General features: G+C 45.5%; 17 protein-coding genes. All 17 read right to left on the bottom strand.

Annotated features, from left to right (window positions below; genetic code table 11):
• Positions 1-696: 696 nt before the first annotated feature.
• The 17 genes from MUB50_RS10140 to clpX all read right to left on the bottom strand — a co-directional run bounded on the left by MUB50_RS10140 (position 697) and on the right by clpX (position 21,803).
• On the bottom strand, positions 697-1,917 hold the full coding sequence (locus MUB50_RS10140) for a DUF4868 domain-containing protein (RefSeq protein WP_244802539.1): 1,221 nt from the start codon (positions 1,915-1,917) through the stop codon (positions 697-699).
• Positions 1,918-2,048: 131 nt separating this feature from the next.
• Positions 2,049-3,674 (bottom strand): DISARM system SNF2-like helicase DrmD, encoded by a 1,626-nt coding sequence (gene drmD, locus MUB50_RS10145; protein WP_244802540.1) that lies wholly within the window; start codon positions 3,672-3,674, stop codon positions 2,049-2,051.
• Entirely contained in the window at positions 3,652-4,953 is a 1,302-nt protein-coding gene (locus tag MUB50_RS10150) for a DNA cytosine methyltransferase (protein ID WP_118625053.1), read from the bottom strand. Before MUB50_RS10150 ends, drmD begins: the two co-directional genes overlap by 23 nt.
• A 26-nt stretch (positions 4,954-4,979) precedes the next feature.
• Positions 4,980-7,850 carry a DEAD/DEAH box helicase gene (locus MUB50_RS10155; protein WP_118625055.1) on the bottom strand — a complete coding sequence of 957 codons (2,871 nt, stop codon included), beginning with the start codon at positions 7,848-7,850 and terminating at the stop codon, positions 4,980-4,982.
• 2 nt (positions 7,851-7,852) lie between these two features.
• Positions 7,853-9,958, bottom strand: a complete 2,106-nt coding sequence (locus tag MUB50_RS10160; protein WP_118625057.1) for a site-specific DNA-methyltransferase — start codon at positions 9,956-9,958, stop codon at positions 7,853-7,855.
• Positions 9,942-10,169: a helix-turn-helix domain-containing protein gene (locus MUB50_RS10165; protein WP_118625059.1), complete on the bottom strand. Its 228-nt coding sequence runs from the start codon at positions 10,167-10,169 to the stop codon at positions 9,942-9,944. Before MUB50_RS10165 ends, MUB50_RS10160 begins: the two co-directional genes overlap by 17 nt.
• A 400-nt stretch (positions 10,170-10,569) precedes the next feature.
• The gene (locus tag MUB50_RS10170) at positions 10,570-11,229 is read right to left on the bottom strand and encodes a vWA domain-containing protein (protein ID WP_118625061.1); all 660 of its coding nucleotides are present in this window, start codon (positions 11,227-11,229) and stop codon (positions 10,570-10,572) included.
• Between the two features lie 109 nt (positions 11,230-11,338).
• On the bottom strand, positions 11,339-12,355 hold the full coding sequence (locus MUB50_RS10175; RefSeq protein ID WP_110104171.1) for an O-acetyl-ADP-ribose deacetylase: 1,017 nt from the start codon (positions 12,353-12,355) through the stop codon (positions 11,339-11,341).
• Positions 12,356-12,967: 612 nt separating this feature from the next.
• Positions 12,968-13,360, bottom strand: a complete 393-nt coding sequence (rpsI, locus tag MUB50_RS10180) for a 30S ribosomal protein S9 (protein ID WP_059086106.1) — start codon at positions 13,358-13,360, stop codon at positions 12,968-12,970.
• Between the two features lie 16 nt (positions 13,361-13,376).
• Positions 13,377-13,805, bottom strand: coding sequence for a 50S ribosomal protein L13 (gene rplM / locus MUB50_RS10185; RefSeq protein ID WP_021650595.1), 429 nt, complete (start codon positions 13,803-13,805; stop codon positions 13,377-13,379).
• 243 nt (positions 13,806-14,048) lie between these two features.
• On the bottom strand, positions 14,049-14,786 hold the full coding sequence (gene truA / locus MUB50_RS10190) for a tRNA pseudouridine(38-40) synthase TruA (protein WP_015527358.1): 738 nt from the start codon (positions 14,784-14,786) through the stop codon (positions 14,049-14,051).
• A 157-nt stretch (positions 14,787-14,943) separates the two neighbouring features.
• Positions 14,944-15,747 (bottom strand): energy-coupling factor transporter transmembrane component T family protein, encoded by an 804-nt coding sequence (locus MUB50_RS10195; protein ID WP_118625063.1) that lies wholly within the window; start codon positions 15,745-15,747, stop codon positions 14,944-14,946.
• Positions 15,744-16,631, bottom strand: a complete 888-nt coding sequence (locus MUB50_RS10200; RefSeq protein WP_118512915.1) for an energy-coupling factor transporter ATPase — start codon at positions 16,629-16,631, stop codon at positions 15,744-15,746. Before MUB50_RS10200 ends, MUB50_RS10195 begins: the two co-directional genes overlap by 4 nt.
• Entirely contained in the window at positions 16,616-17,467 is an 852-nt protein-coding gene (locus tag MUB50_RS10205; protein WP_118625065.1) for an energy-coupling factor transporter ATPase, read from the bottom strand. The genes MUB50_RS10200 and MUB50_RS10205 overlap by 16 nt, the downstream gene beginning before the upstream one ends.
• Before the next feature lie 14 nt (positions 17,468-17,481).
• Positions 17,482-18,093 (bottom strand): ribosome biogenesis GTP-binding protein YihA/YsxC, encoded by a 612-nt coding sequence (gene yihA / locus MUB50_RS10210; protein WP_118512917.1) that lies wholly within the window; start codon positions 18,091-18,093, stop codon positions 17,482-17,484.
• Positions 18,094-18,159: 66 nt separating this feature from the next.
• Complete coding sequence (lon, locus tag MUB50_RS10215; RefSeq protein WP_118512918.1) at positions 18,160-20,472, bottom strand: endopeptidase La; 2,313 nt, start codon at positions 20,470-20,472, stop codon at positions 18,160-18,162.
• Between the two features lie 17 nt (positions 20,473-20,489).
• Positions 20,490-21,803 (bottom strand): ATP-dependent Clp protease ATP-binding subunit ClpX, encoded by a 1,314-nt coding sequence (gene clpX / locus MUB50_RS10220; RefSeq protein WP_118512919.1) that lies wholly within the window; start codon positions 21,801-21,803, stop codon positions 20,490-20,492.
• Between the last annotated feature and the right edge of the window lie 111 nt (positions 21,804-21,914).

A 21,914-nucleotide genomic window follows, 5' to 3' on the forward strand; every position in this document is an offset into this window, starting at 1 on the left:
CACTGAATGAACAGAAATTACTCATTCTTCAATATACACTGGAAAACGGCAGTGTTACAAGAAAAGAAGTTGAAGATTTGATTGGTGCAGAAACAACAAAGGCTTTCCGGTTGCTTAAGGAACTTTGCAAAGCTGGCAAACTTGAGCAAAAAGGAAGCGGCAGGTTGAGCACCTACATTTCCAAATAAAATCATTGTACAAAGGAATATCTCGACAATGAAATCAACTTTATGAGCTAGGTAAAAAATAAACGGTCTGAATCCCATGCTATGCACAGAACTCAGGCCGTTTAGCTTTTGTTCATCTTCCCATCTCATTTCCAACTCGTCCAAAAGCGAATGCCTTTTAGATTTTCTTCGCAATCGTAGACAGCTCCGAAAAAGAGCCTCATGACGGTGAAGAAAAAATCCAGAGCTGTGTTTCTTTCCACTTAGCCTTCGTTAGTTTCTTTCTGTCCCGAACACACCTTTTACCTGAATTCTGAAATCCAGCTTGTTGTTGGTCAATCCCTGCATGAGCTACACATTCTTATATCTGGGCAGGAAGATTTGACTGATAGACTGAATATCTTGCTCATTAATACAATGAGCCGTCATGAACTTTTTCGTCATATGGGGCTTTATATCTGACAGTACCTGTGACATAGAATCCTTTTTTTCTTCTATCACTCATCTATATTTTCCTATCATTGGTCAGTCAGTGACTTGCTCCCACTGGGCCCAAAAGCATTTTGCTGGAGCTGTCATATTCTTTTCCAGTGAGTTCAGACCGAACAATATCATCATTCAACATTTTAATAAATGCCGCTGCCTCTTTTTGTGAAGAAATCACAATATGATCTTCTTCAAACTTGAACATAGTTTTGTAGCGAGAATGCTTTTTCAGATTCTCTAACAAATCGTTCTTTTTCATCTGCAAAACAGGCGAATTTTTTGCCTTTAATAACTTCTTTGCATTTGTCAACTTACTTTTATTTTCAAACGCAACAAACTTTTCAAGGCTATCTACAATATCCAGATCGCGAATAATCTCAATCGTCTTCTGTGCCCCCGCTCGTATGTATTGCTCAAATCCAAAAAATCTCTGCATAAGATCCATTTTTGCCGTAACAACACTTGAAGAAAAGATAATTACATCTGCTCGTGAATCTATCTGCACAATATCGCTATCAATTTCATCGTATGTATCACCAACAAATAGGGCTATAATATTTTTACTTCGATCAATTCTTGATACAGAGTATATATGTTGATAAACCCAAAAGTACTTGTCATTCAAATTGATTCTAAAAAGAAATCCAGACAGTTTATTTCTATCGCTTTCCGAGTAGTACTCCGTACGCTTTTCAGCATCATCAAGAAAAGTAAAGGGTCTATAGTTCTCTATCAGACTAATCTCATAAAATTCTTTCTTATTGTCTGCAATATTTTCTGATGTATCAAATTCGGCATCATCTGCAAGATAGGTACAATTGATAAAACCTGCCACCTTATCTTTTGTGCTAGAAAGCAACTTATCTGTTGCTCTGATTTTTTTGGTTTGATATCCACTTTCATCGCGTAGGCAGGCATATATTTCAATACCGCAAACTGAAAGCGGATTGATCCAAGGTGGAATGGATATGGCACTTCTCATTACTGGAAAATACACATTCGACGCGCCACGCTGAGAAGGAATCATTTCCTTATCGCATTTTTCATTTTTATGATTTAGCCGGAACGGATGATGTCCGGAACATTTCATACCTTCAAAATTCTCATGCTGCGTTGCGCCGCTCATACTCCGTCGTGCCCCACAGGAACATTCAACCCACATATCTGCAAGCGTTGATGTATTGCCAGTTGAATACATCCTCATCGTACCTTTGCAGGTTGTATTGCCACCGTGAACCCACCAGCTCCAAGGGAAATCATCCATATGGCCGTTCTCACAAATAGTAATAAAACGAGAAGGATAAGCCTGTCTATGACATTCCGGACAAGTTACACCAAACTTCAGATATCGATCTAGGTCAAAATTCTCTCTTAAATCAAATATTCTCCCACATTTCACATTGGAACAAACATGCATATAAGGGAATGAGACCAACGTCCAATTCTCTGCTCAATTTTCTGCGGATTCCAAGGCAAGTCATAGTTGATAATTGTGTTACAAAACTGTAGATTTAGACCTTCTGAACCAGCATCTGTAACAATCAAAATCTTGGCATGACTCTTGAAATAATCGACAATTGCGTGCTTATATTCCACACTTCTGCCATAGTTTGTTTTACCAAAATTCTTGACCTGCCATGTTCGAAAGATTTCCTTCGTCATAGCATCATCAAAGTCACCATTAAAGAGAAGGATATCTTCCTCGCTATAGCCAGATCTTCTTAGTTCTGCGGCTATATATTTCTGTGTTCGCTTAGACTCTGTAAAGACAACAGCCTTCTGATTCAATCCCTCAGAAATCTGGTGGTCAAATGCAGATTTCAGTGCTTCCCTCAACGCGGCGATCTTTGCATTCGTCTTTATAGCCCTTGCCATTTCAAGAATATGTCTTACAATCTTGAGCTCAGCCTGAATAGCCTGTTTCTTCTCTGCTGTTTCTTCATCATCGTATTCGTTGAAACCATCCTCATCGATTTCATCTTCTACAAACCCCCAGAACAAATCGAAGCCCTCCTGGGCATAAGCAGATTTAGTACCTTCATAGAGTTTTTCAAGACGTTTTTCTAATACTTCAAAGGTCTCTATCAAAGCAAAGCTAGAAGATGCAAGCAACTTTCGAATAACAAGAATAATCAGCCCACGATTCGCATTCGGAATAGAATACAGCGGATCACGACGCAGAAAATCATTGGTCACATCATAGAGTTCTTTTTCTTCTGCACTCAAATGGAAATCGACCGTAATACAGGTTCTCTTGCTGAAGGCCATGTATTTTCCGACATCGCGTCGAAGGGTGCGATATAACACTGGAAGAAGTTCCTGTTTCAATTCCTCATAATCACAGCCATCCACAAATCGACGGTTGAAAACCTTTTCTGACCCGAAAATACGTGGATCGATAAAGGAAACCAGTCCATGAAGATCTGTAAGGGAATTCTGTAATGGCGTAGCAGTCAAAAGAATTTTAGGAATCCCATGTGTCAAATCATATAGATTTTTTGCCCGCTTTGTGCCATGAAAAACATTCCGCAGATTATGAGCCTCATCAATAATCAGGAAGTCCCATTTGACATGGGGAAAACGCTTAATTAGTTTCGATGAATAATCATAAGAAGCAATGACAATACTAACCTCATCTGCGTTTCCAAGGTGAGTTTGCACATTGGCAAGATCATGCTCAACCGTGTACCGATCCAGAATAACAGCTTGGCGTCCAAACTTCTCCAAAAGCTCTACTTCCCATTGTTTTCTCAAAGTAGCAGGAAGCGAAATCAGCACTTTTTTTGCTCCGTTGTCCAGAATATAATTAAGCACCAACCCAGCCTCGATTGTTTTTCCCAGACCAACCTCATCTGCCAGAATGATGCCACCTGTCTTTAATGCTTGAATGGCCGCACAAAAGGCATTGACCTGATGGGGATTTGGCTCAATATCCGCATTCAGTAGACATTCAAATGGAGCCTTGGCCAATTGTTGCTTCTTATACCAGCTATATTGTTCAAGTAGGAGATTGCTTTCCATCGATACCCTCCTTACTTAATTCATTGGCGATTCCTTCTGCGATGCCTTTAGCCATTAACGTAGGAACGGCATTGCCTATCTGTACAAATTGAGCCGTTCTCGGGCCTTCAAAGAAATAATCATCCGGAAACGATTGGATGCGAGCGGCCTCCCGGACAGTAATCGAACGGTGTTGCTCAATATCCGGATGAATAAAGTAATGTCCATCTTTTGAGATATGAGCCAACATGGTGTGGCAGTACGCCTCGTCTCCCTCTACAACTTTAAATCGATCCAGAAACGATTTTCGGTTTTTGTGTGTCTTCAGTTCATCCGGCAAATCATTATAGTTCAGACGTTTGTGCCCATCATTCCAGAGTTCAATTGTACGCCGATAAATCTCAATGTCCCTGTCTTTATTGGGTCTTGCGCAATGATGCGTCAGAATGTCAGAATCCTTGCGGATTCCAGTGCTTCTTAAATAATCGCTGAAATCATCTGATCTGTATTCACCCGATTTCCCTCCTGGCTGCAACGCTGGCAGATCACTGAGAATATCGTTAACCGTAGCATCCGCTATTGTCTGCTCAAACTGCGGATAAGAAAGCCCGCTATTCTTCAGCCACCCGACAATGATCATTCTTCTTCGGTTTTGCAGCACACCAAAATTCTTTGAATTTTGCTCATGGCATTCAATCTCATAGCCAACGGAACGCAGCGCTTCCTGGACTTTCAGCCAGGTTGCACCACTGTTTGCTGACTTGATTCCCATAACATTCTCAAAAACGAACATCTTTGGATGATATTTCTGAAGGAATCTCGCATACAACTTATAGAGATCATTTCTAGGATCCGCTGACATCGGTGTTTCCATATGCTTGCTTTGCGCCCTTCCCACCAAAGAATATGCCTGGCAAGGCGGTCCACCAATAATGACATCTACTTGCTTGATGCCTCTTTGCGTAAGGATCCTATCTATATTTTCAAATAACCTTGGAAGAGTTTCATTTGACATCGTTTCACAAAATACGGATTGTAGCTGCTCCTCGGGAATATGTTGCAGAAATTCGTCGCGGGTGATTTTTCCGCTAATATAATCCTTGTAGATATCAAGTTTTCCTTGTGCTTTGAGATAATAGTATCCCGTTCGTGTTTCCAATGTTTGAGCAGCATATGGGTTCATCTCCACATGCGCTACAGGTGAAAAGCCCGCTTGGATGAAGCCTTCGGACAATCCACCAGCTCCTGCAAATAAATCTATAAAATTGTAAGAGCCTGTTGTGGCGTTGATACGTTCCATGATGAACCCCTATCTGTGTAATTAATTTAGTCTTCAAACACACCGTCTGTGTCAAAAATATGGTCTAACTCATCCGTACTGATTGCGGCAAGCACCTTATTGCGGATACTGCCTTTTGCAAGATCTAACCGCTTAAAGCGATTTTCTCCTGCTGCGTCTTTTCCAATACGTATCAGCTGCACTCTGCCAATTCTTGGTTCATTTGCAGCATAGTTTGCAAGTCCCTTAGCTTTGCCCAAGTTATCCTTGAAATCCGGATTGTGAGGTTCCAAAATATCAACGATGTACTTGAGAATTGGATCTTGGCGAACAATGATGAAATCCGGATAAAGCTCCTTACATTTCCCGTCCATTTCATAAGGCATCCGCAGTGACCAAGACTGTCGGGACGGATTACGCAGCCAGCAAACATAATCCTCTCGTTTTTGCTCTTCTGCCAAAACAGCCTGTTCCCAGCCATTCAACTTAATTTTTGCTATTCCATCTGCATTGGCAAAAAGATGATCCGTGTACTTTATTCCATCTGCTTCAACCTTGGCACTGATTGTCTCCGGAAGAGTAAAGTTGTGCTTACTGATTTCATCGCCGTTAGCAACAATATCGCTATACTGCTTTTGACACTTCTCCGGTTTAGCTACAATATATTTACGATACTGGTCGTTCAATTCATGGAACTTCTTCTCAGCGTATTTATTTAATTCCGCAATACACTCGCTGTCGAATGCGAACAGAATACAATCCACCTTAAAGGCGTTCGGATTGTCGAAGTCGATATATTTACGCCCATATGCCAAGTGGAAACCACATCCACCCATTTTTGCGTCTGCTACTCTTAGCTGACGATCAAGGTCAGACTCGGATGCAGTAAACATATCTATCTGGTTATCGCTTTGTATTTTCTCACCGAAAACATCGAATATCTGAACAGACAGTTTCATCTCCATGACTTGCTTTGTAAGCTCGTCATATTTTCCAGCATCATGCAAACCGTTCACATAGTTGCGGATAAGTTCAGCAACATCGTTTTTCACATCCTCAGCCGCCGTAATACAGATATTGAACTGCGATAACAGCCCTGCCAAGCTCATCAAAGACTTCAAATAACTATTGATTTTTACCGCACGGACGATATAAGTCAGATATCCCTGTTCATTGATGAACTTTGTAATTCCTTCACGATCTATTGTTGGAAGCATCGACATCTGCGATACAGCCGGTGTTAGCACTGGCTGCTCTTTTTTCTCAGATTGGTCACCTTCACTGGTTCTCTCAATTTCTTGACCTGCATGCACATCGTTTCTAGGCACTGTTTCCAGTGGAATCGTCTGGTGTTGTCCTTCTGCGGGAAGTTCTGAATCTACTCTACCTTGGTTCACTGCCACAACTCCAGAATTTGGCATATCGCCAACTGCTGTGGAAGATGCCACAGCAGGCTCTTCTTGGAAGCCATTCGGATAATCAAATATGCTCAACTGCCCCACCGTCAGTTTTTGCGTTTTCTTTCGCTGGTTGTGAACCGACCATGTATCATAGTTCTGCTCCTCAAGAGATTCACCATCGACAACTGTCGGAATCTCTCCACCTTCGGTTGCCTGCAATTCATCAATAACCTTTTGGACGGTATCCTGGTTGAAATACGGAAGGAATAGCCGCACATCATTTAAGGAGTCATCCACGAGAACATGACACTGAAGCGGTGTACGAACCATACGTCCGAGCAGCTGCGCAATATAGGTTGCGTCTTCCGCTCGCCGGAAGGACATCATAGTTTCTGCACGAGGGCAGTCCCAGCCAGTGGACAGATTTTCCTTAAATAAGACAACACGAATGCGGCGATCTTCTGCGATCTCGGATGGCTCGATATGCGGCACGGTCAATCCGTGAATCGACAATGTGCCTGTTGAACCGAAAGTATGCACAACTTCATTTTCCTTGAAGCTATCGCCCATACGTTCTTCGATTTTCGCAATTACATCGTCCAGATCGGTGTCAGATACTTTCGTACCGGAACCAGCGCAGACTTGGATAACAAACACCGGATTTACATTGGTGTAGTGCTGCTCATAGGTATACTGATACCAGTGCTTGCACTTATCCTGCCATTCGTCTGTTGCAGCCTGGAGAACGGCCATGTCACCGTGTTTAATTGGATCTTCCGGATAAGTGATTACAATACGATCTTTGAGCAATCCAGATTGGCGAACTTGAGCCGGGGAAATAATAACCTTATGCAATGTAGAATTTGTTGCCTGTCCTACAAGGGAATTAAAACGTTCGGCGGTCGCGCTCATTCCGATGACGACCGGAATGGGCGACAGATTCTGTTCGCTACTTCCCTTGATAAATCGCTGCATGATGGTAGTTGCCGTTCCCGCCTGGCGTCCCTGCATACCGCGGTGTGCCTCATCAATAATGAAATACAGACGATCAGCTTTTTCTCTTGCAGTATTTTCAATGGTCTCCCAAATCGTATACTGTCGCGTATCCGAATGACGGCTCAGATTACCGGCCTTGCCAAGCTTCTGCGTATTCAGAAAATAGATATGACCGTCCTCCAGAATCTCTCGGTCGAAAGATTCATCCGAAATCACTACACACTGATCCATACGGATCTTATCCGCCTTCAGCTCGATCTTCTGTTTAGACTGCTCATTCAGCTGTGGAGAATCCGAAAGCCATACAAAAATAGCCTCCGGCTGTTCAGTAAACTGCTCTGAACCGTAAAAGATATCTTCAATCAGAGCAGACATGATAATCGTTTTGCCAGAACCCGTTGGTGCCTGGAGCGAAACCACCTGAGGGATCTTCAGCATGCGATAGTTATTCAGCGCCATCGCCACGCGGAGGCGCATTTCATTGACCGCCTGTTTTTGAAATGGAAATAATTCACAAATCATTCTTAGTTTCTCCCTCTGTTCATGCGGAAGTGATCCAAGTAATCCCGGTAAAGCTGATACGCCTCTGTGACATTCAGATTTTTTACCATCGATTGATAATTCACTTCATAATCGGTTGCCAAGAATACGGTTTGGATTTCAGGATGTTCTGCAAGCTTTTCTGCAAAATCGGCAAATGAATTCTCGTTAATCAAGACCGCAAATTGATTCTCCGGCAAGATCAGCATGTCCGGAACTTGCTCTCCGGTTAATTCCGGGCATTTTCCTTTTGCACCAGTTTTCAACCACAACGTAGGCAGCATTTCCGAAAAACGCATACCGAGAGAAACCGCCGTCGGATCTAGGAAGCCAAGTTTGAAGAATGCTGCATTTGCCTTGAAACCGTCTGCCATATGCATCGGAGGCTCGCTACCAAGATAATCGCCCTTGAGGGGATTGCCATTTACATCTTGTCCCTTAATGGAGCAGACCGTGCGCGGCCAAGTAACATAGTGGGCGATGCCGAGTTTTTCCCATTCCGCATCGCCGGGCTGATAGCCTTTGTCTTTCAACATCTTCGCTTCATCTGCGGAGACCTCATTGTTGGTCACCATAATGCAGCGTCTGTGCCCGCCATCCTCGGCGTTGAGCAGATTTACGGCGTGCATAGTCGTGCCGCTACCTGCGAAAAAGTCAACGATTAGGGCATTGAGCTTATCCTTTGTCACAAAACGTATGGAATCGTGAACCGCATATACCGATTTTGGATATGCAAATTTTCGAGCTGCGAGTATATTTTTGATGAAAGTGCTTCCATGTTCACTTGCCGAATGAGATACCGTATTCCATATAGTTACTGGTTTTCTTGTTCCGATGGAATCAGCATATTCCAGTTCTAGTGTGCCTTCGTCCGTTTTGCCTGTGATTGCAATCTGTCCATTTTCGATCTTTTTGATCATTCCGTCTTGCAAATAAGAAACTGATCTTTTTCCATCTACGTTTCTTTTTCCAAATTTGATATAACCTTTTTCGAGATACTTTCTGAAAGAAGGTGGATACAATCTCCATTGCAATTCCTGCCCTGACCCACTAACAGGAAACATTGCAATAGTATTTTCTGGGCAAATGACTTCGGTTCTATTGGCGTCTGGTGCGAGTGGCTCTCCTACGGAATGATATTTTCCAGTATCCTTATCTATAAAAATCGGATAAAAAAGACTAGGAATTCTGGTTCTAGTTGATCCCTCGCCGTTCCTCATAAGCCCAGCCCATCTGACACTTCGGTTATTAGATTCGACTTCTCGTAGCATATCTGATGCGCAAGGATATACTTCAGCCGTTCCAATAAATACAAAGAATAGATATTCATCAACTCTTGAAAATCGACCTGTTCTAGCAGACCCTTTAGGATTGATTACAGATGATATCATTTGAATTTCTGCCTCTGGGAACATTTCCTCTAGCAGGCAACCAAGGTGCAGATATTCTTTTTCATCAATAGTGACAATCAAAACAGAATCTGCCGGATTCAACAGCTTCTTAGCGAGTTTCAGGCGGCGCTCCATGAAAGAAAGCCATTTGCTGTGGCGATAAGCGTCATTGCCGTCCACATAGTCGTTGTTGTATTTCCAGTCTTTTGCTCCGGTATTGTAGGGCGGATCGATGTAGATGCAGTCCACCTTGCCTGCGTACAGGTATTCCAACAGTTGCAGGGCATGATAGTTGTCCGCTTCAATCAGCGTGTGCCAAAGATTGCTATCCGGTGCATTGCAAACTGAATCCAACGGTTTCAGATAGGGATAGATGGATTCTCCAAATTCCGCAACACGAACGATATCCTTCAGCTCAAAGGTGACCGCTTCATCTTTCTGTTCCGGTTTAACGCAAACAGCAGTATCGCCTTCAACCTTCAGCACAACATAGATAGCTTTGTCATCCTTGCTGTCCCGGAGCATAACATTACAGCCTCTTTTGATAGGCATATCATAGAGAGGCGTGCTTTCCGGCATATGTTCTTCAAAGACCAAGCCGAATTTCTTCTGCTTGGCCATTTTACTCACTTCTTCCTGAATTCTATTTCGAAGAGTCTCATCTTGGATCTGACTAATTAAATCATTGATTGCAGCCATTGGTACGACCCCTTTCTTCGTTTTCTTTTTTCTTCACGTAGCGACCACTCTTGATTCTTGCGTCAGCTGGCTTTTCCGCATCCGCTGGAATCGCCCAGTATGAACCGATTTTTGTTGCTCCGGGAATTCGTCCGGCTTTACAAAGATCACTGATCCATCTTGCCGAAAGGTTCCATTTTTCCGCTGTCTGTCTGATTGATAAATAGCCCATGCAATTCTCCGATCTAATTCGAGCAATTTCCACAAGTAATCACAATAATTTTACTCCAAACCTCGCGGAAAATCAAGTCAAAGACCCTTCCTCGTGCTCAATATTTTGTGCACCTCGCTCTTCTGCAAGCAGGGCTTTCGTGACACGAAAGCGATTTTCTGCTTGTTGGGGAAGTCTCCACTCCGTTCCGGTCCGCGCAAAACCGAGGTCCACCGGACCTCGTGCGCCCCCAATCCCCATAGAACGCTGCCTGTGGCATCGAGCTGCACGTCTCCGTTCCACTCCGGTCCGCGCAAAGCAGACGTCCACCGGACGTCTTGCGCCCGTTCCGGATGCTTTAACGGCAGTTCCTGCCAAAGAAAACGCCGGAGTGAATCATCACCCCGGCTTCAAAAAACATTTACTTGTGCTTGCGGCCTCCACGCTTTTTGTAGTCCTCGTCTATACGCTTTTTCCAGTCTGCGCTCAGCGGGGCACTGCACCGGACAGAGCTGATTGCTTCGCTGACCACCTCATAATTCAACGCGGTTCCTTCACTATCGCACTGATAGTTGACTGCACGATCTGCACCGATTCCGAACTGGCTTGCAGTCTCTACTGCGTCAATATTGGCACCAAGGAACAAAAACTCCCAACCGTATTTCGCTTTCTGCCGCTCGATCATCTGCTTCACTTTTTCGCTGTTGTACCGGCGGCTGGCATTTTCCATTCCGTCCGTAGTGATTACGAACATGGTGTGCTCTGGGACATCTTCCGGTCGTGCGTACTTATGAACATTTCCAATGTGATGAATCGCACCGCCGATGGCATCTAAGAGTGCTGTGCATCCGCGAACTATGTAGTCACGGTCAGTCATCGGTCGGATATCCTTTACATTTACACGGTCGTGCAGGACTTCGCTCACATTGTCAAACAGCACCGTTGAGATCAGTGCTTCGCCCTCTGCTTTTTTCTGCTGCTCAATCATGGAATTGAATCCGCCGATGGTATCCCGTTCCAATCCGCTCATGGAACCGCTGCGGTCTAAGATAAAAACGATCTCTGTTAAATTTTTTCTCATATGCTTGTCCTCCCAAAAGATTATGGCTACTCGGTTTCGTACCTTACAGCCATAATATAGCGATTTTCTTTTGTGAAGTGGTCGCATAGAAAACGACATTTCTTTGTCCTTATGCCCCGATCAGGCTCTGGTCAAAAGCAAACAATGCCTCGTTAATTTCATACACATTGTAGTTTCCCCGTTCGACAAAATATTCTACAATGATATCGAATTTGCTCGAATGGGAAAGGGTAAATCCTGCCTTGCCGAGCATCTCCTGCATCTGGGCAAGCGGCAGCTCCAAAGCGAGAGCAAATGCCAGCACTGTTGGTTTGGATGGCTTATAGAATTTATCAGAGCGAATTTTGGAAAAGAGCTTCCGGTCAATGTTTGCCTTCTTGTAGCACTGAACATCCGTCATGCCGCTTTCGTCAATCTTCCGCAGCAGCATTTCCGAAAAGCTCTCATCAATCTGCCCCAGTGCCTCCTCCAGAGATTGACTGCTGCAAGATTTACAGATTGCTTCGGACGGCAGCGGGGCAGATGCAGCTTCAAAGCAGGATTCCTCTGACAACGCTTCAAGCCGCCGTCTCTGTTCTACTCGACTGTCGGTATGTTCATCCACATACCAGTCATCTATGTACGCCGCGATATCAGCAAACAGTTTTCCGCTAATCTGATATGCCTTCTTATCAAAGATAACGATGTAGACCATCATCTCATTTTCCAGTAAGAATGCACTGATGGTATCGACTGCAACCTTCAGAGCCTGGTCTTTTGGATAGCCGTAGATGCCGGAGGAAATCAGCGGAAAAGCCACCGCCTGACAGCCATTTTCTTTTGCCAGGTTCAAAGATGTCCGATAACAGGATTCCAGAAGCTGTTGTTCCTGATGCTTGCCATCTCGCCAGCGCGGGCCGACTGCATGAATCACATATTTGCAGGGCAGGCGATATCCCTTTGTGATTTTTGCGCTGCCAGTCTCGCAGCCATGCAGCGTACTGCATTCTGCAAGCAGTTCCGGTCCAGCGGCACGATGAATGCAGCCGTCCACACCACCGCCGCCCAAAAGAGAAGTGTTGGCAGCATTGACGATTGCGTCAACGCGCATTTTTGTAATATCGTTTCTGATAATCTGTAACGGCATGAAGCATACCTCCCATTCGTCCGATCAGAGTCCTTGTCTGATCAAATATCTATTAAAGTGTCTCATACATTGCTTTCAATTTTTTCGGCGCTACACCGTTCCTGCAAATACACTGCCATAAAGGGCAAATATATTTGCTTCCCGTCCGTATTGTTCTATGCTATAATACTATTGTTGTCCAACCGAAACCCGGCAACGGGAGGAGGTGAACCTCATGGAATTTATTATTTCTTTCTTTGTCTCCTGCATGGCTGGTGTAGCCTGCCACTACATCATCAAATGGTTAGACGGCGACAAGTAAGGACAGCACTGACCTAGTGGTTTCTTGTCCACTATAAAAAATAAGAAGAAGCCCTCAGTATTCGCGGTACTGGGGGCTTCATTCTTTTTGTCCTCATGGACTTATTATTTCTTTTGCCTACTGGCATTATATCATACACAATTTTTCTTTGCAATATACTCAATATATTTTTTAAAGTGTTTTGTGCGCTACGTGTGTTCTACACTTCAAAATCGACCCCTTTTTAGAAAATTTTAGAAATTTCAGATATAAAAAACCCCGGAAAATCAAGGCTTTCCGAGGTTTTAATAAATTTCCGTATTCGATTGGAATTATCGTTTGCTGAACTGCGGAGCGCGACGAGCTGCTTTGAGACCGTATTTCTTACGCTCTTTCATACGTGGATCACGTGTAAGGAATCCAGCAGCTTTAAGAGCCGGTCTGTAGTCTTTGTCTGCCTCAAGGAGTGCTCTGGAAAGACCATGACGGATTGCTCCAGCCTGTCCTGTGTATCCACCGCCGTGAACGTTAACGATCACGTCGAATTTGCCCTCTGTCTCTGTTAAAGCCAGTGGCTGACGAACGATAACTTTCAGAGTCTCAAGTCCGAAGTACTCATCGATGTCTCTTTTATTGATAGTGATTTTACCTGTTCCAGGTACCAGGTAAACTCTTGCGATTGATTTCTTTCTTCTTCCTGTTCCGTAGAATTTTGCGCTAGCCAATGTTTTCTACCTCCTATTAAAATGTTAAAACTTCAGGCTTCTGAGCCTCATGTTTGTGCTCTGGTCCTGCGTATACGAAAAGTTTCTTGTTCATAGCTCTTCCAAGAGGTCCTTTCGGAAGCATTCCCTTAACTGCGAGCTCGATAACCTTCTCAGGTTTCTTTGCTAACATTTCTTTTAATGTGGTTTCTTTCATTCCACCAACATAGTCGGAGTGGTTATAATAAATCTTCTGCTCAAGCTTCTTGCCTGTAACTTTGATCTTATCAGCGTTTACAACGATTACATAATCTCCTGTGTCAACGTGCGGTGTAAACTGAGGTTTGTTCTTTCCTCTTAAAACACTTGCAACACCGGATGCCAGACGTCCCAGAGTGCAACCCTCTGCGTCAACTACATACCATTTTCTTTCGATTTTATCCGGATTAGCCATATAAGTCTGCATGGTCCTACCTCCTGTTATTTATCAACGATAATGTTTCTCAAACCGCGGTACTTCCGCGAAAAAAAGTAAATGGAAACGCGGGTGCAAAATAAATCGCGGAAATGTCCGAAACCGCTGATAAAATGCCGTCGCCGGGGCTATTGGCTCAAGCATCTTCGCACTACGTCACATTGAGTTATTATATTATAAGGCACCTTGCCTGTCAACTGTTTTTTCTTGTAATTTTCAACAAAATTCCTGTTTTCAGAAAAACTCGATTCCCATCAATGTCAGCCCCTGCGCCGGTGCTGTGGGACCTGCTGCCCCGCGGTCACAGGCTTTTAAAATCTTATCCATACGTTCCGGCGGATACTGTCCGTTCCCGATCTCGATCAGAGTTCCTGAAATAATACGCACCATATTGTAAAGGAAACCTGTTCCTGAAATGCGGATGGTCACCATATCACCATCTCTCCACACATCCATGGAGGTCACGGTACGGATGGTGGTCTTCACCTGTGCGCCGGAGCCGCAGAAGCTGGCAAAATCATGGCGTCCGATCAGATATGAGGTAGCCTCCTTCATCTTATCCACATCCAGCTTGTAATGGTAAAAATAAGAGTACAAACGCTCCGTTGGCACCGGAAACTTCCGGTTCAGGATACGATATTCATATGTTTTTTCACTGTCACAGTAACGGGGATGAAAATCCGGCTCCACCTCCTCAGACAGCTGAATACGGATATCCTCCGGAAGTCTCTGGTTCAATGCATAAGAAAATTTTTCTCCGGGTATTCTGGATTCGGTGTCAAAAACCGCCACATTTCCAAGTGCATGAACCCCTGCGTCTGTGCGGCTTGCGCCGATCGTCTCGATCTTTTCTCCCAGAAGCTCACTTAAGGTATCGTTTAAAACGCCCTGAATGGTGATTCCATTTGGCTGTGTCTGCCAGCCTGAGTACTTGGTTCCATCATAAGCTACAACAAGTCCTACTCGTTTCATATAATATATTCCCTCCTGATACAGACATCCCTGCAGTACTTCCCATCCCAAAACAGACATACCGTCCTGCAAAATGCCTGCCTGATTCGGTTACAGTTCCGCTATGCAAAATGCAACGCTTCGGACCGTTCCATGTCTAAGTACCTGCAGGATTCGGTTACAGTCCTGCCACGCGGAATGCAACCCCCACAGCAAGATATACCACAAGGATCCCATAGGCCGCATAATCTCTTTTTTCGTAATGCAGAGGCTTCATCTGGGTTCTGTTGTCACCACCATGATAACATCTGGCTTCCATTGCCATGGCCAGATCATTGGCACGGCGAAAAGCAGAAATAAATAACGGAACAAGAAGAGGAACCATGTTTTTCGCCTTCTGGATCAGGTTTCCGTTTTCGAAATCTGCACCTCTGGCGATCTGGGCTTTCATGATCTTATCCGTCTCCTCCAGAAGGATTGGAATAAAGCGAAGAGCAATAGACATCATCATGGCGATCTCATGTACCGGCACCCGGATCTTGTTCAGCGGACGGAGCAGTCTCTCCAGACCATCTGTCAGCTGATTCGGCGTGGTAGTCAATGTCATGATGGAAGAACCGATCACAAGGTAAACAAGACGGATCGCCATTCTTCCTGCAAGAACAAGGCCTTCCCTTGTGACCTTGATGATCCCGAAACGCCACAGCACTTCGCCAGGCGTCAGGATGATATTGAACACAACCGTGATCAGAAGGATCATAACGATAGCCTTCAGACCCTTGAACATGAATTTCACCGGAACCTTGGATATTGCGATCATAGCAACCAGAAATACTGTTGCCACCGCATATCCGAGAAATGTATGGAACAGGAACACAGAGATCAAAAATCCCAGAGTTCCCAGAAATTTGGTCCGTGGGTCCAGTCTGTGAAGAACGGATTTGGCCGGATAATACTGACCGATAGTAATATCTCTGATCATTTTTCCGCCCCTCCTTTGTTCAGTAATGGAGAGTTTGCCTGCGCAAGTGCGGCAAGGATGCTGTCTCTGGCTTCCTCCACCGTTGTGGCATTTGCATCCACATGCAGCCCATGTTCCTTCAGCGCATGCATGATATAAGTGATCTGCGGTGCGGCAAGTCCCATGGTTTCCAGTTCCTTATAATGTGAAAAAACCTTCTTCGGTTCATCATCAAATACAGCTTCTCCGTGGTTCATAACAATGAGACGCTCCACATATTTCGCAATATCCTCCATGCTGTGAGAAACCAGAACAATGGTTATCCCTCGCACCTTATGAAGCTCTGCGATCTGATCCAGGATATCATCCCTGCCCTTCGGATCAAGCCCTGCTGTGGGCTCGTCCAGAATCAGGATCTTCGGATTCATTGCAAGAACCCCTGCAATAGCTACCCTTTTTTTCTGGCCTCCGGAAAGCTCAAAGGGTGATTTCTTGAAATTGGATTCTTTTACCCCAACCTGAATCAGAGCCTGCTTCGCTTCTTTCTCTGCTTCTTCCCTGGAAAGTCCCTGATTCATGGGGCCAAAGCATACATCAGAGATCACATCATTTTCAAACAGCTGATGCTCCGGGTACTGGAACACCAGACCAACCTCGCTTCGGAGCTGTTTCCGGTCATATTTCTCAGCCCACACATCTTCTCCGTTATACAGAACCTGGCCGGATGTTGGCTGTACCAGCGCATTCAGATGCTGGATCAGCGTGGATTTTCCGCTTCCTGTGTGTCCGATGATCCCGATAAACTGGCCGTCCGGAATCACAAGGCTGACATCCTTCAGCGCATGGCTCTCATAGGCTGTCCCGGGGCTGTAGGTATAAGTTACATTTTTTAATTCGATTGACATAATGCGCTCACCAGCTCCTCTGTAGTCAGTATTCCATCCGGAACATCCACGCCGGATTTCTTCAGTTCATATGCAAGAAGTGTTACCTGTGGTACATCCAGTCCATACGCCTTAAGGGTATCCACCTGGGAAAAAATCTCTTTAGGATTTCCCTGCATCACAACATTTCCGCTGTCCATGACGTAGACACGGTCAGCATGGATCACTTCCTCCATGTAATGGGTGATCAGAATGACTGTTACCTTTTCCCTACGGTTCAGCTCCCGCACTGCCTCCAGGACTTCCTTTCTTCCGTTAGGATCCAGCATGGCGGTAGGCTCATCCAGGATGATGCACCGCGGGCGCATGGCCATCACGCCTGCAATAGCCACTCTCTGCTTCTGCCCTCCGGAAAGCTTGTTTGGGGACTGATAACGGTAGGCTGTCATACCGACTTTTTCCAGGCTGTCATTCACACGTTTCCAGATATCATCTGTAGGAACTCCCATGTTTTCCGGGCCAAAGCCTACGTCCTCTTCCACAACGGTTCCTATGATCTGGTTATCCGGATTCTGAAATACCATTCCTGCCTTCTGGCGTACCTTCCAGAGTTTGGTCTCTCTGGCGGTATCGATCCCGTCCACCAGCATCGTTCCCTCTGTTGGGATCAGAAGCGCATTCATATGCTTCGCCAGTGTGGATTTTCCGGATCCGTTATGTCCCAGAACTGCCACAAATTCTCCTGCTTCAATGTCCAGGTTCACATCATTGACTGCACGCTGCATGTCTACCACATTGCCGTCATCATCGTATCTCTGATAGTCAAATCCCAGCTTGAGCGCCTTGATAATTCCCATCTTTTCTGCTCTCCTTAATCCTCTGTAGCTGCCGGTTCACCAAGGCCGGTCAACTCATCGATCAGTGCCCATATCTCGTCTCTTCCCTGCTTTGTCTCCGCAGAAAACGGAAGGATCTTTCCCTCTTTCGGGAGGCCCAGTCCGATGCGGATTTCCTTCAGGCTTTTTGCCACCTGGCTGCGTTTCAGCTTGTCAAGCTTGGTCGCGATGATCACCGGCTCATATCCGTTGTGGCAGATCCAGTCATACATCTGCTTGTCATTGGCTGAAGGCTTGTGACGGATATCCACCAGGAGAAAAACCGCACGGAGTTCTTTGGAATTATGGAGATAGCCCTCGATCATTTTTCCCCATTTTTCCTTCTCTGCTGCAGAGACCTTGGCGTAGCCGTAGCCCGGCAGGTCTACGAGATACATTACTTCATTAATATTATAAAAATTGATCGTCTGTGTTTTTCCCGGCTGTGCACTGGTTCTTGCCAGGGCCTTGCGGTTCATCAGACCATTGATCAGGGAGGATTTCCCTACATTTGATTTTCCCGCAAAAGCTACCTCCGGCCTTCCTGTGTCCGGGATCTTGCTTGTGATGCCGCAGACGATATCCAGCGATACGTTTTTGATTACCATTCGTTATTCCTCCCTTTTCTTTTAAAAGCCCTGTCCTGAAGGTCAGGGCAGGGTTTTTCTGTTTTTTTATGCAAGAGCTTCACCGAGAACTTCTTTCATGTTATCCACAAACCGGATATTCAGTCCCTGGATGATCTCTCTGTCCATCTCCTCGATATCCGGACGATTTTTCTCCGGAACAAGGACTTCTTTGATTCTGGCATATTTAGCTGCAAGCAGCTTCTCTTTCAGTCCGCCGATCGGAAGTACACGGCCTCTTAAGGTGATCTCACCGGTCATGGCAAGATCCGCACGTACCGGTTTTTCGATAATTGCAGACAGCATGGCAGTTGCCATTGTAATACCTGCAGACGGGCCATCCTTCGGAACGGCACCCTCCGGGATATGTACATGCATATCATGCTTCTGGAAAAATTCCGGGTCGATCTCATATTGGTCAGAAACCGAACGGATATAGCTGATACCTGCCTGTGCAGATTCCTTCATCACATCTCCAAGCTGTCCGGTAAGAAGCAGCTCGCCTTTTCCGGGCATGATATTGACCTCGATCTGCAGGGTATCACCGCCTACCTGTGTCCATGCAAGACCGCGGGCGATCCCGATCTCATCCTTCTCATTGGCCATCAGATAGTTATATCGTTCTTTGCCAAGGAATCTGGAAATATTTCTGGATGTGACAACTACCTTATCCTTACCCTCTTCCATGATAGCACGTGCAGTTTTTCTGCAGATACGTCCGATGCTTCTCTCCAGAGAACGGACTCCCGCTTCCTTGGTATAGTTGTTGATCAGCTTGCCAAGAGCTGCCGGCTGGATCACCAGCTTGCCTTCCGGAATACCGTTGATCTCCATCTGCTTCGGGATCAGATGTTCCCTTGCGATATGTTCCTTCTCATTTTCCGTATATCCCGGGATTTCCATCAGCTCCATACGGTCAAGAAGAGGTCTCGGGATTCCCTGAACATCATTTGCAGTAGCAATAAACAGTACCTCGGAAAGATCCTGGGGAATCTCCACATAGTGATCATTGAACTTACTGTTCTGCTCCGGATCCAGAACCTCCAGAAGTGCTGCGGAGGTATCTCCCTTATAATCGCTGCTGGTCTTGTCGATCTCATCAAGAAGCATCAGCGGGTTGCTGACTCCGGCTTCCTTCAGTGCGACTGTGATCCTTCCTGGCATGGCACCGACGTAAGTCTTTCTGTGGCCACGGATCTCTGCCTCATCACGGACACCTCCAAGACAGATGCGGACATATTTCTTGTTCATGGCCTCTGCCACAGAACGTGCAATGGAAGTTTTTCCGGTTCCCGGAGGTCCCACCAGACAGAGGATCGGACTCTTTCCCTTGTGGGTCAGCTTACGTACAGCAAGGAATTCCATGATACGCTCTTTGACCTCTTTCAGTCCGTAATGCCCCTCTTCCAAAACCTTCCATGCGTTCTCAAGATCCTCGGAATCCTCGGATTTCTTATTCCACGGAAGTGCAAGAACGGTTTCCAGATAGCCTCTCTGCACCGTTGCCTCTGCGGCACTGGCTGCCATTCCTTTAAAACGGCTGATCTCCTTGGAAATCTTCTCTTTTACTTCATCAGATGCATCCAGCTCCTTCAGCTGTTTTTTTAATTCATCGATATCATCTGCAGTATTCTCCTCACCCAGCTCCTCACGGATGGTTTTCAGCTGTTCACGGAGGATATACTCTCTCTGATTCTTGTCGATATGGGATTTCACTTTGCGCTGAAGATCTTTGGTGATATGGATCACCTCGATCTCGCTGCCAAGAAGCGCTCCAAGGATCTCATAACGGTCATTCAAAGACACTGCTTCCAGAAGCTTCTGCTTGTTCTGATACGCCATCGGAAGATTTACTGCGATCTGGTCGATGGTTTCCTGCACATCTTCGATGTTCATAATCTGGGTTACCAGATCCTTGCTTACTTTTCCACTTTCTCTGCAGTATCTCTGAAAAAGCTCCCGGATGCTGCGAAGCATGGCGTCCTTTACCGGTTCCGGGTAATCCTCTTCCTGCGCCGTAACGATCTCGCATTCCGCCTTCAGATATGGTTCCTCCTGCTCCAGGCCCAGAACCTCTGCCCTGTCCAGTCCCTCTACCAGAACCCGGTAAAGATCCTGCGGAAGCTTCACCACCTGCTTGATATAAGCGACGGTTCCTACCTGATACAGATCCGTAAGTTCCGGTATTTCCACCTCAGGATCCTTCTGTGTCAGCAGAAAGATCTTCTGATCATGGAGCATGGCTGCTTCCACGGCACGGATAGATTTCTCTCTGCTCACATCAAAGTGTACGATCATATCCGGAAGGACTGTGGTCCCACGGAGAGCGATCATTGGCAATATATTGACCTGATTTGTCATTTATGTCATTCCCTTCATCAAGCTGTTTCCGGCTTGCCTTTCTTTCTCGAACGGGATGTTTTGCGTCCTGCTTTTTTTGCAGGAGCCTTGGCCTCCCCGTGGATGATCTCCGGCTCTCCGGTTCCCTCCACTGCCTCTTTTGTAACGATACACTTACGGATGGTGTCGTCAGATGGTGTCTTGTACATCAGATCCATCAAGGTATGCTCCATGATAGCACGAAGTCCTCTGGCACCTGTTTTTCTCTCAAGAGATTTCCGGGCAACTGTCTCAAGTGCTTCATCCTGGAACTCAAGCTTCACGCCATCCAGCTCAAAAAGCTTGTCATACTGCTTTGTGAGGGAATTCTTAGGCTCCTTCAGAATACGGATCAACGCTTCTTCATCCAGAGAATCCAAGGTTACCACGACCGGAACTCGTCCGATAAACTCCGGGATCAGACCGAATTTAATAAAGTCCTCCGGCATAACCTCCTTCAGAACCTCGCCCACATTGCGGTCTTCCTTCTCGGAAACCTCCGCTCCGAAACCAATGGATTTGGTATCCTGTCTTGCCTCGATAATCTTCTCCAGTCCGTCAAAGGCACCACCGCAAATAAACAGGATGTTTGTAGTATCGATCTGGATAAATTCCTGATGAGGATGCTTTCTTCCTCCCTGAGGAGGTACGCTTGCAACGGTTCCTTCCAGAATTTTCAGAAGTGCCTGCTGTACGCCCTCACCGGACACATCTCTGGTGATTGATGTATTCTCGGATTTTCTTGTGATCTTATCGATCTCATCGATATAAATGATTCCGTACTGAGCACGCTCAATATCGTAATCGGCTGCCTGAATGATCTTCAGAAGAATGTTCTCAACATCCTCGCCAACATAGCCCGCCTCTGTGAGAGTAGTGGCATCTGCGATGGCAAAGGGAACATTCAGCAGTCTTGCCAGTGTCTGTGCAAGAAGTGTCTTACCGGAACCGGTCGGACCAAGCATCAGGATATTACTCTTCTGCAGCTCCACGTCCAGGTTTCTTGAAGCAAGAATTCTCTTGTAATGATTGTAAACAGCTACGGAAAGTGCCTTCTTGGCATCATCCTGTCCGATCACATACTCATCCAGGATACTGTGGATCTCTTCCGGTTTCAGAAGGTTGATCCCTGTTTCATAATCTGCCTCATGATCATACATACTGAATTCTTCTTCCATGATCTCGGAGCAGATCCCGATACATTCATCACAAATATATGCTCCATCCGGACCTGCGATCAGCTTGCGTACCTGATCTTCAGTCTTATGGCAAAAGGAGCATCTTACCTTTCCTTCTTTTACTTTATCTGCCATATCTTTTTGTTTCCTTTCTAAACGTAAATGTCCGTCTCTCGCAGACATTTAAAATTCCTTTTTAAAGCAAGATAAGACTCCTGTGTCTTTACAGGAGTCTTTTCTTACGCA

This window comes from Blautia sp. NSJ-140 (assembly GCF_022868965.1).
In the GTDB taxonomy this organism is placed as follows: domain Bacteria; phylum Bacillota; class Clostridia; order Lachnospirales; family Lachnospiraceae; genus Blautia_A.

Bases quoted from the DNA above. Each gene is read 5' to 3' on its own strand.
- MUB50_RS10140 (WP_244802539.1), bottom strand. From the start codon at position 1,917: ATGGATGATTTCCCTTGGAGCTGGTGGGTTCACGGTGGCAATACAACC.
- drmD (WP_244802540.1), bottom strand. From the start codon at position 3,674: ATGGAAAGCAATCTCCTACTTGAACAATATAGCTGGTATAAGAAGCAA.
- MUB50_RS10150 (WP_118625053.1), bottom strand. From the start codon at position 4,953: ATGGAACGTATCAACGCCACAACAGGCTCTTACAATTTTATAGATTTA.
- MUB50_RS10155 (WP_118625055.1), bottom strand. From the start codon at position 7,850: ATGATTTGTGAATTATTTCCATTTCAAAAACAGGCGGTCAATGAAATG.
- MUB50_RS10160 (WP_118625057.1), bottom strand. From the start codon at position 9,958: ATGGCTGCAATCAATGATTTAATTAGTCAGATCCAAGATGAGACTCTT.
- MUB50_RS10165 (WP_118625059.1), bottom strand. From the start codon at position 10,169: ATGGGCTATTTATCAATCAGACAGACAGCGGAAAAATGGAACCTTTCG.
- MUB50_RS10170 (WP_118625061.1), bottom strand. From the start codon at position 11,229: ATGAGAAAAAATTTAACAGAGATCGTTTTTATCTTAGACCGCAGCGGT.
- MUB50_RS10175 (WP_110104171.1), bottom strand. From the start codon at position 12,355: ATGCCGTTACAGATTATCAGAAACGATATTACAAAAATGCGCGTTGAC.
- rplM (WP_021650595.1), bottom strand. From the start codon at position 13,805: ATGCAGACTTATATGGCTAATCCGGATAAAATCGAAAGAAAATGGTAT.
- truA (WP_015527358.1), bottom strand. From the start codon at position 14,786: ATGAAACGAGTAGGACTTGTTGTAGCTTATGATGGAACCAAGTACTCA.
- MUB50_RS10195 (WP_118625063.1), bottom strand. From the start codon at position 15,747: ATGATCAGAGATATTACTATCGGTCAGTATTATCCGGCCAAATCCGTT.
- MUB50_RS10200 (WP_118512915.1), bottom strand. From the start codon at position 16,631: ATGTCAATCGAATTAAAAAATGTAACTTATACCTACAGCCCCGGGACA.
- MUB50_RS10205 (WP_118625065.1), bottom strand. From the start codon at position 17,467: ATGGGAATTATCAAGGCGCTCAAGCTGGGATTTGACTATCAGAGATAC.
- yihA (WP_118512917.1), bottom strand. From the start codon at position 18,093: ATGGTAATCAAAAACGTATCGCTGGATATCGTCTGCGGCATCACAAGC.
- lon (WP_118512918.1), bottom strand. From the start codon at position 20,472: ATGACAAATCAGGTCAATATATTGCCAATGATCGCTCTCCGTGGGACC.
- clpX (WP_118512919.1), bottom strand. From the start codon at position 21,803: ATGGCAGATAAAGTAAAAGAAGGAAAGGTAAGATGCTCCTTTTGCCAT.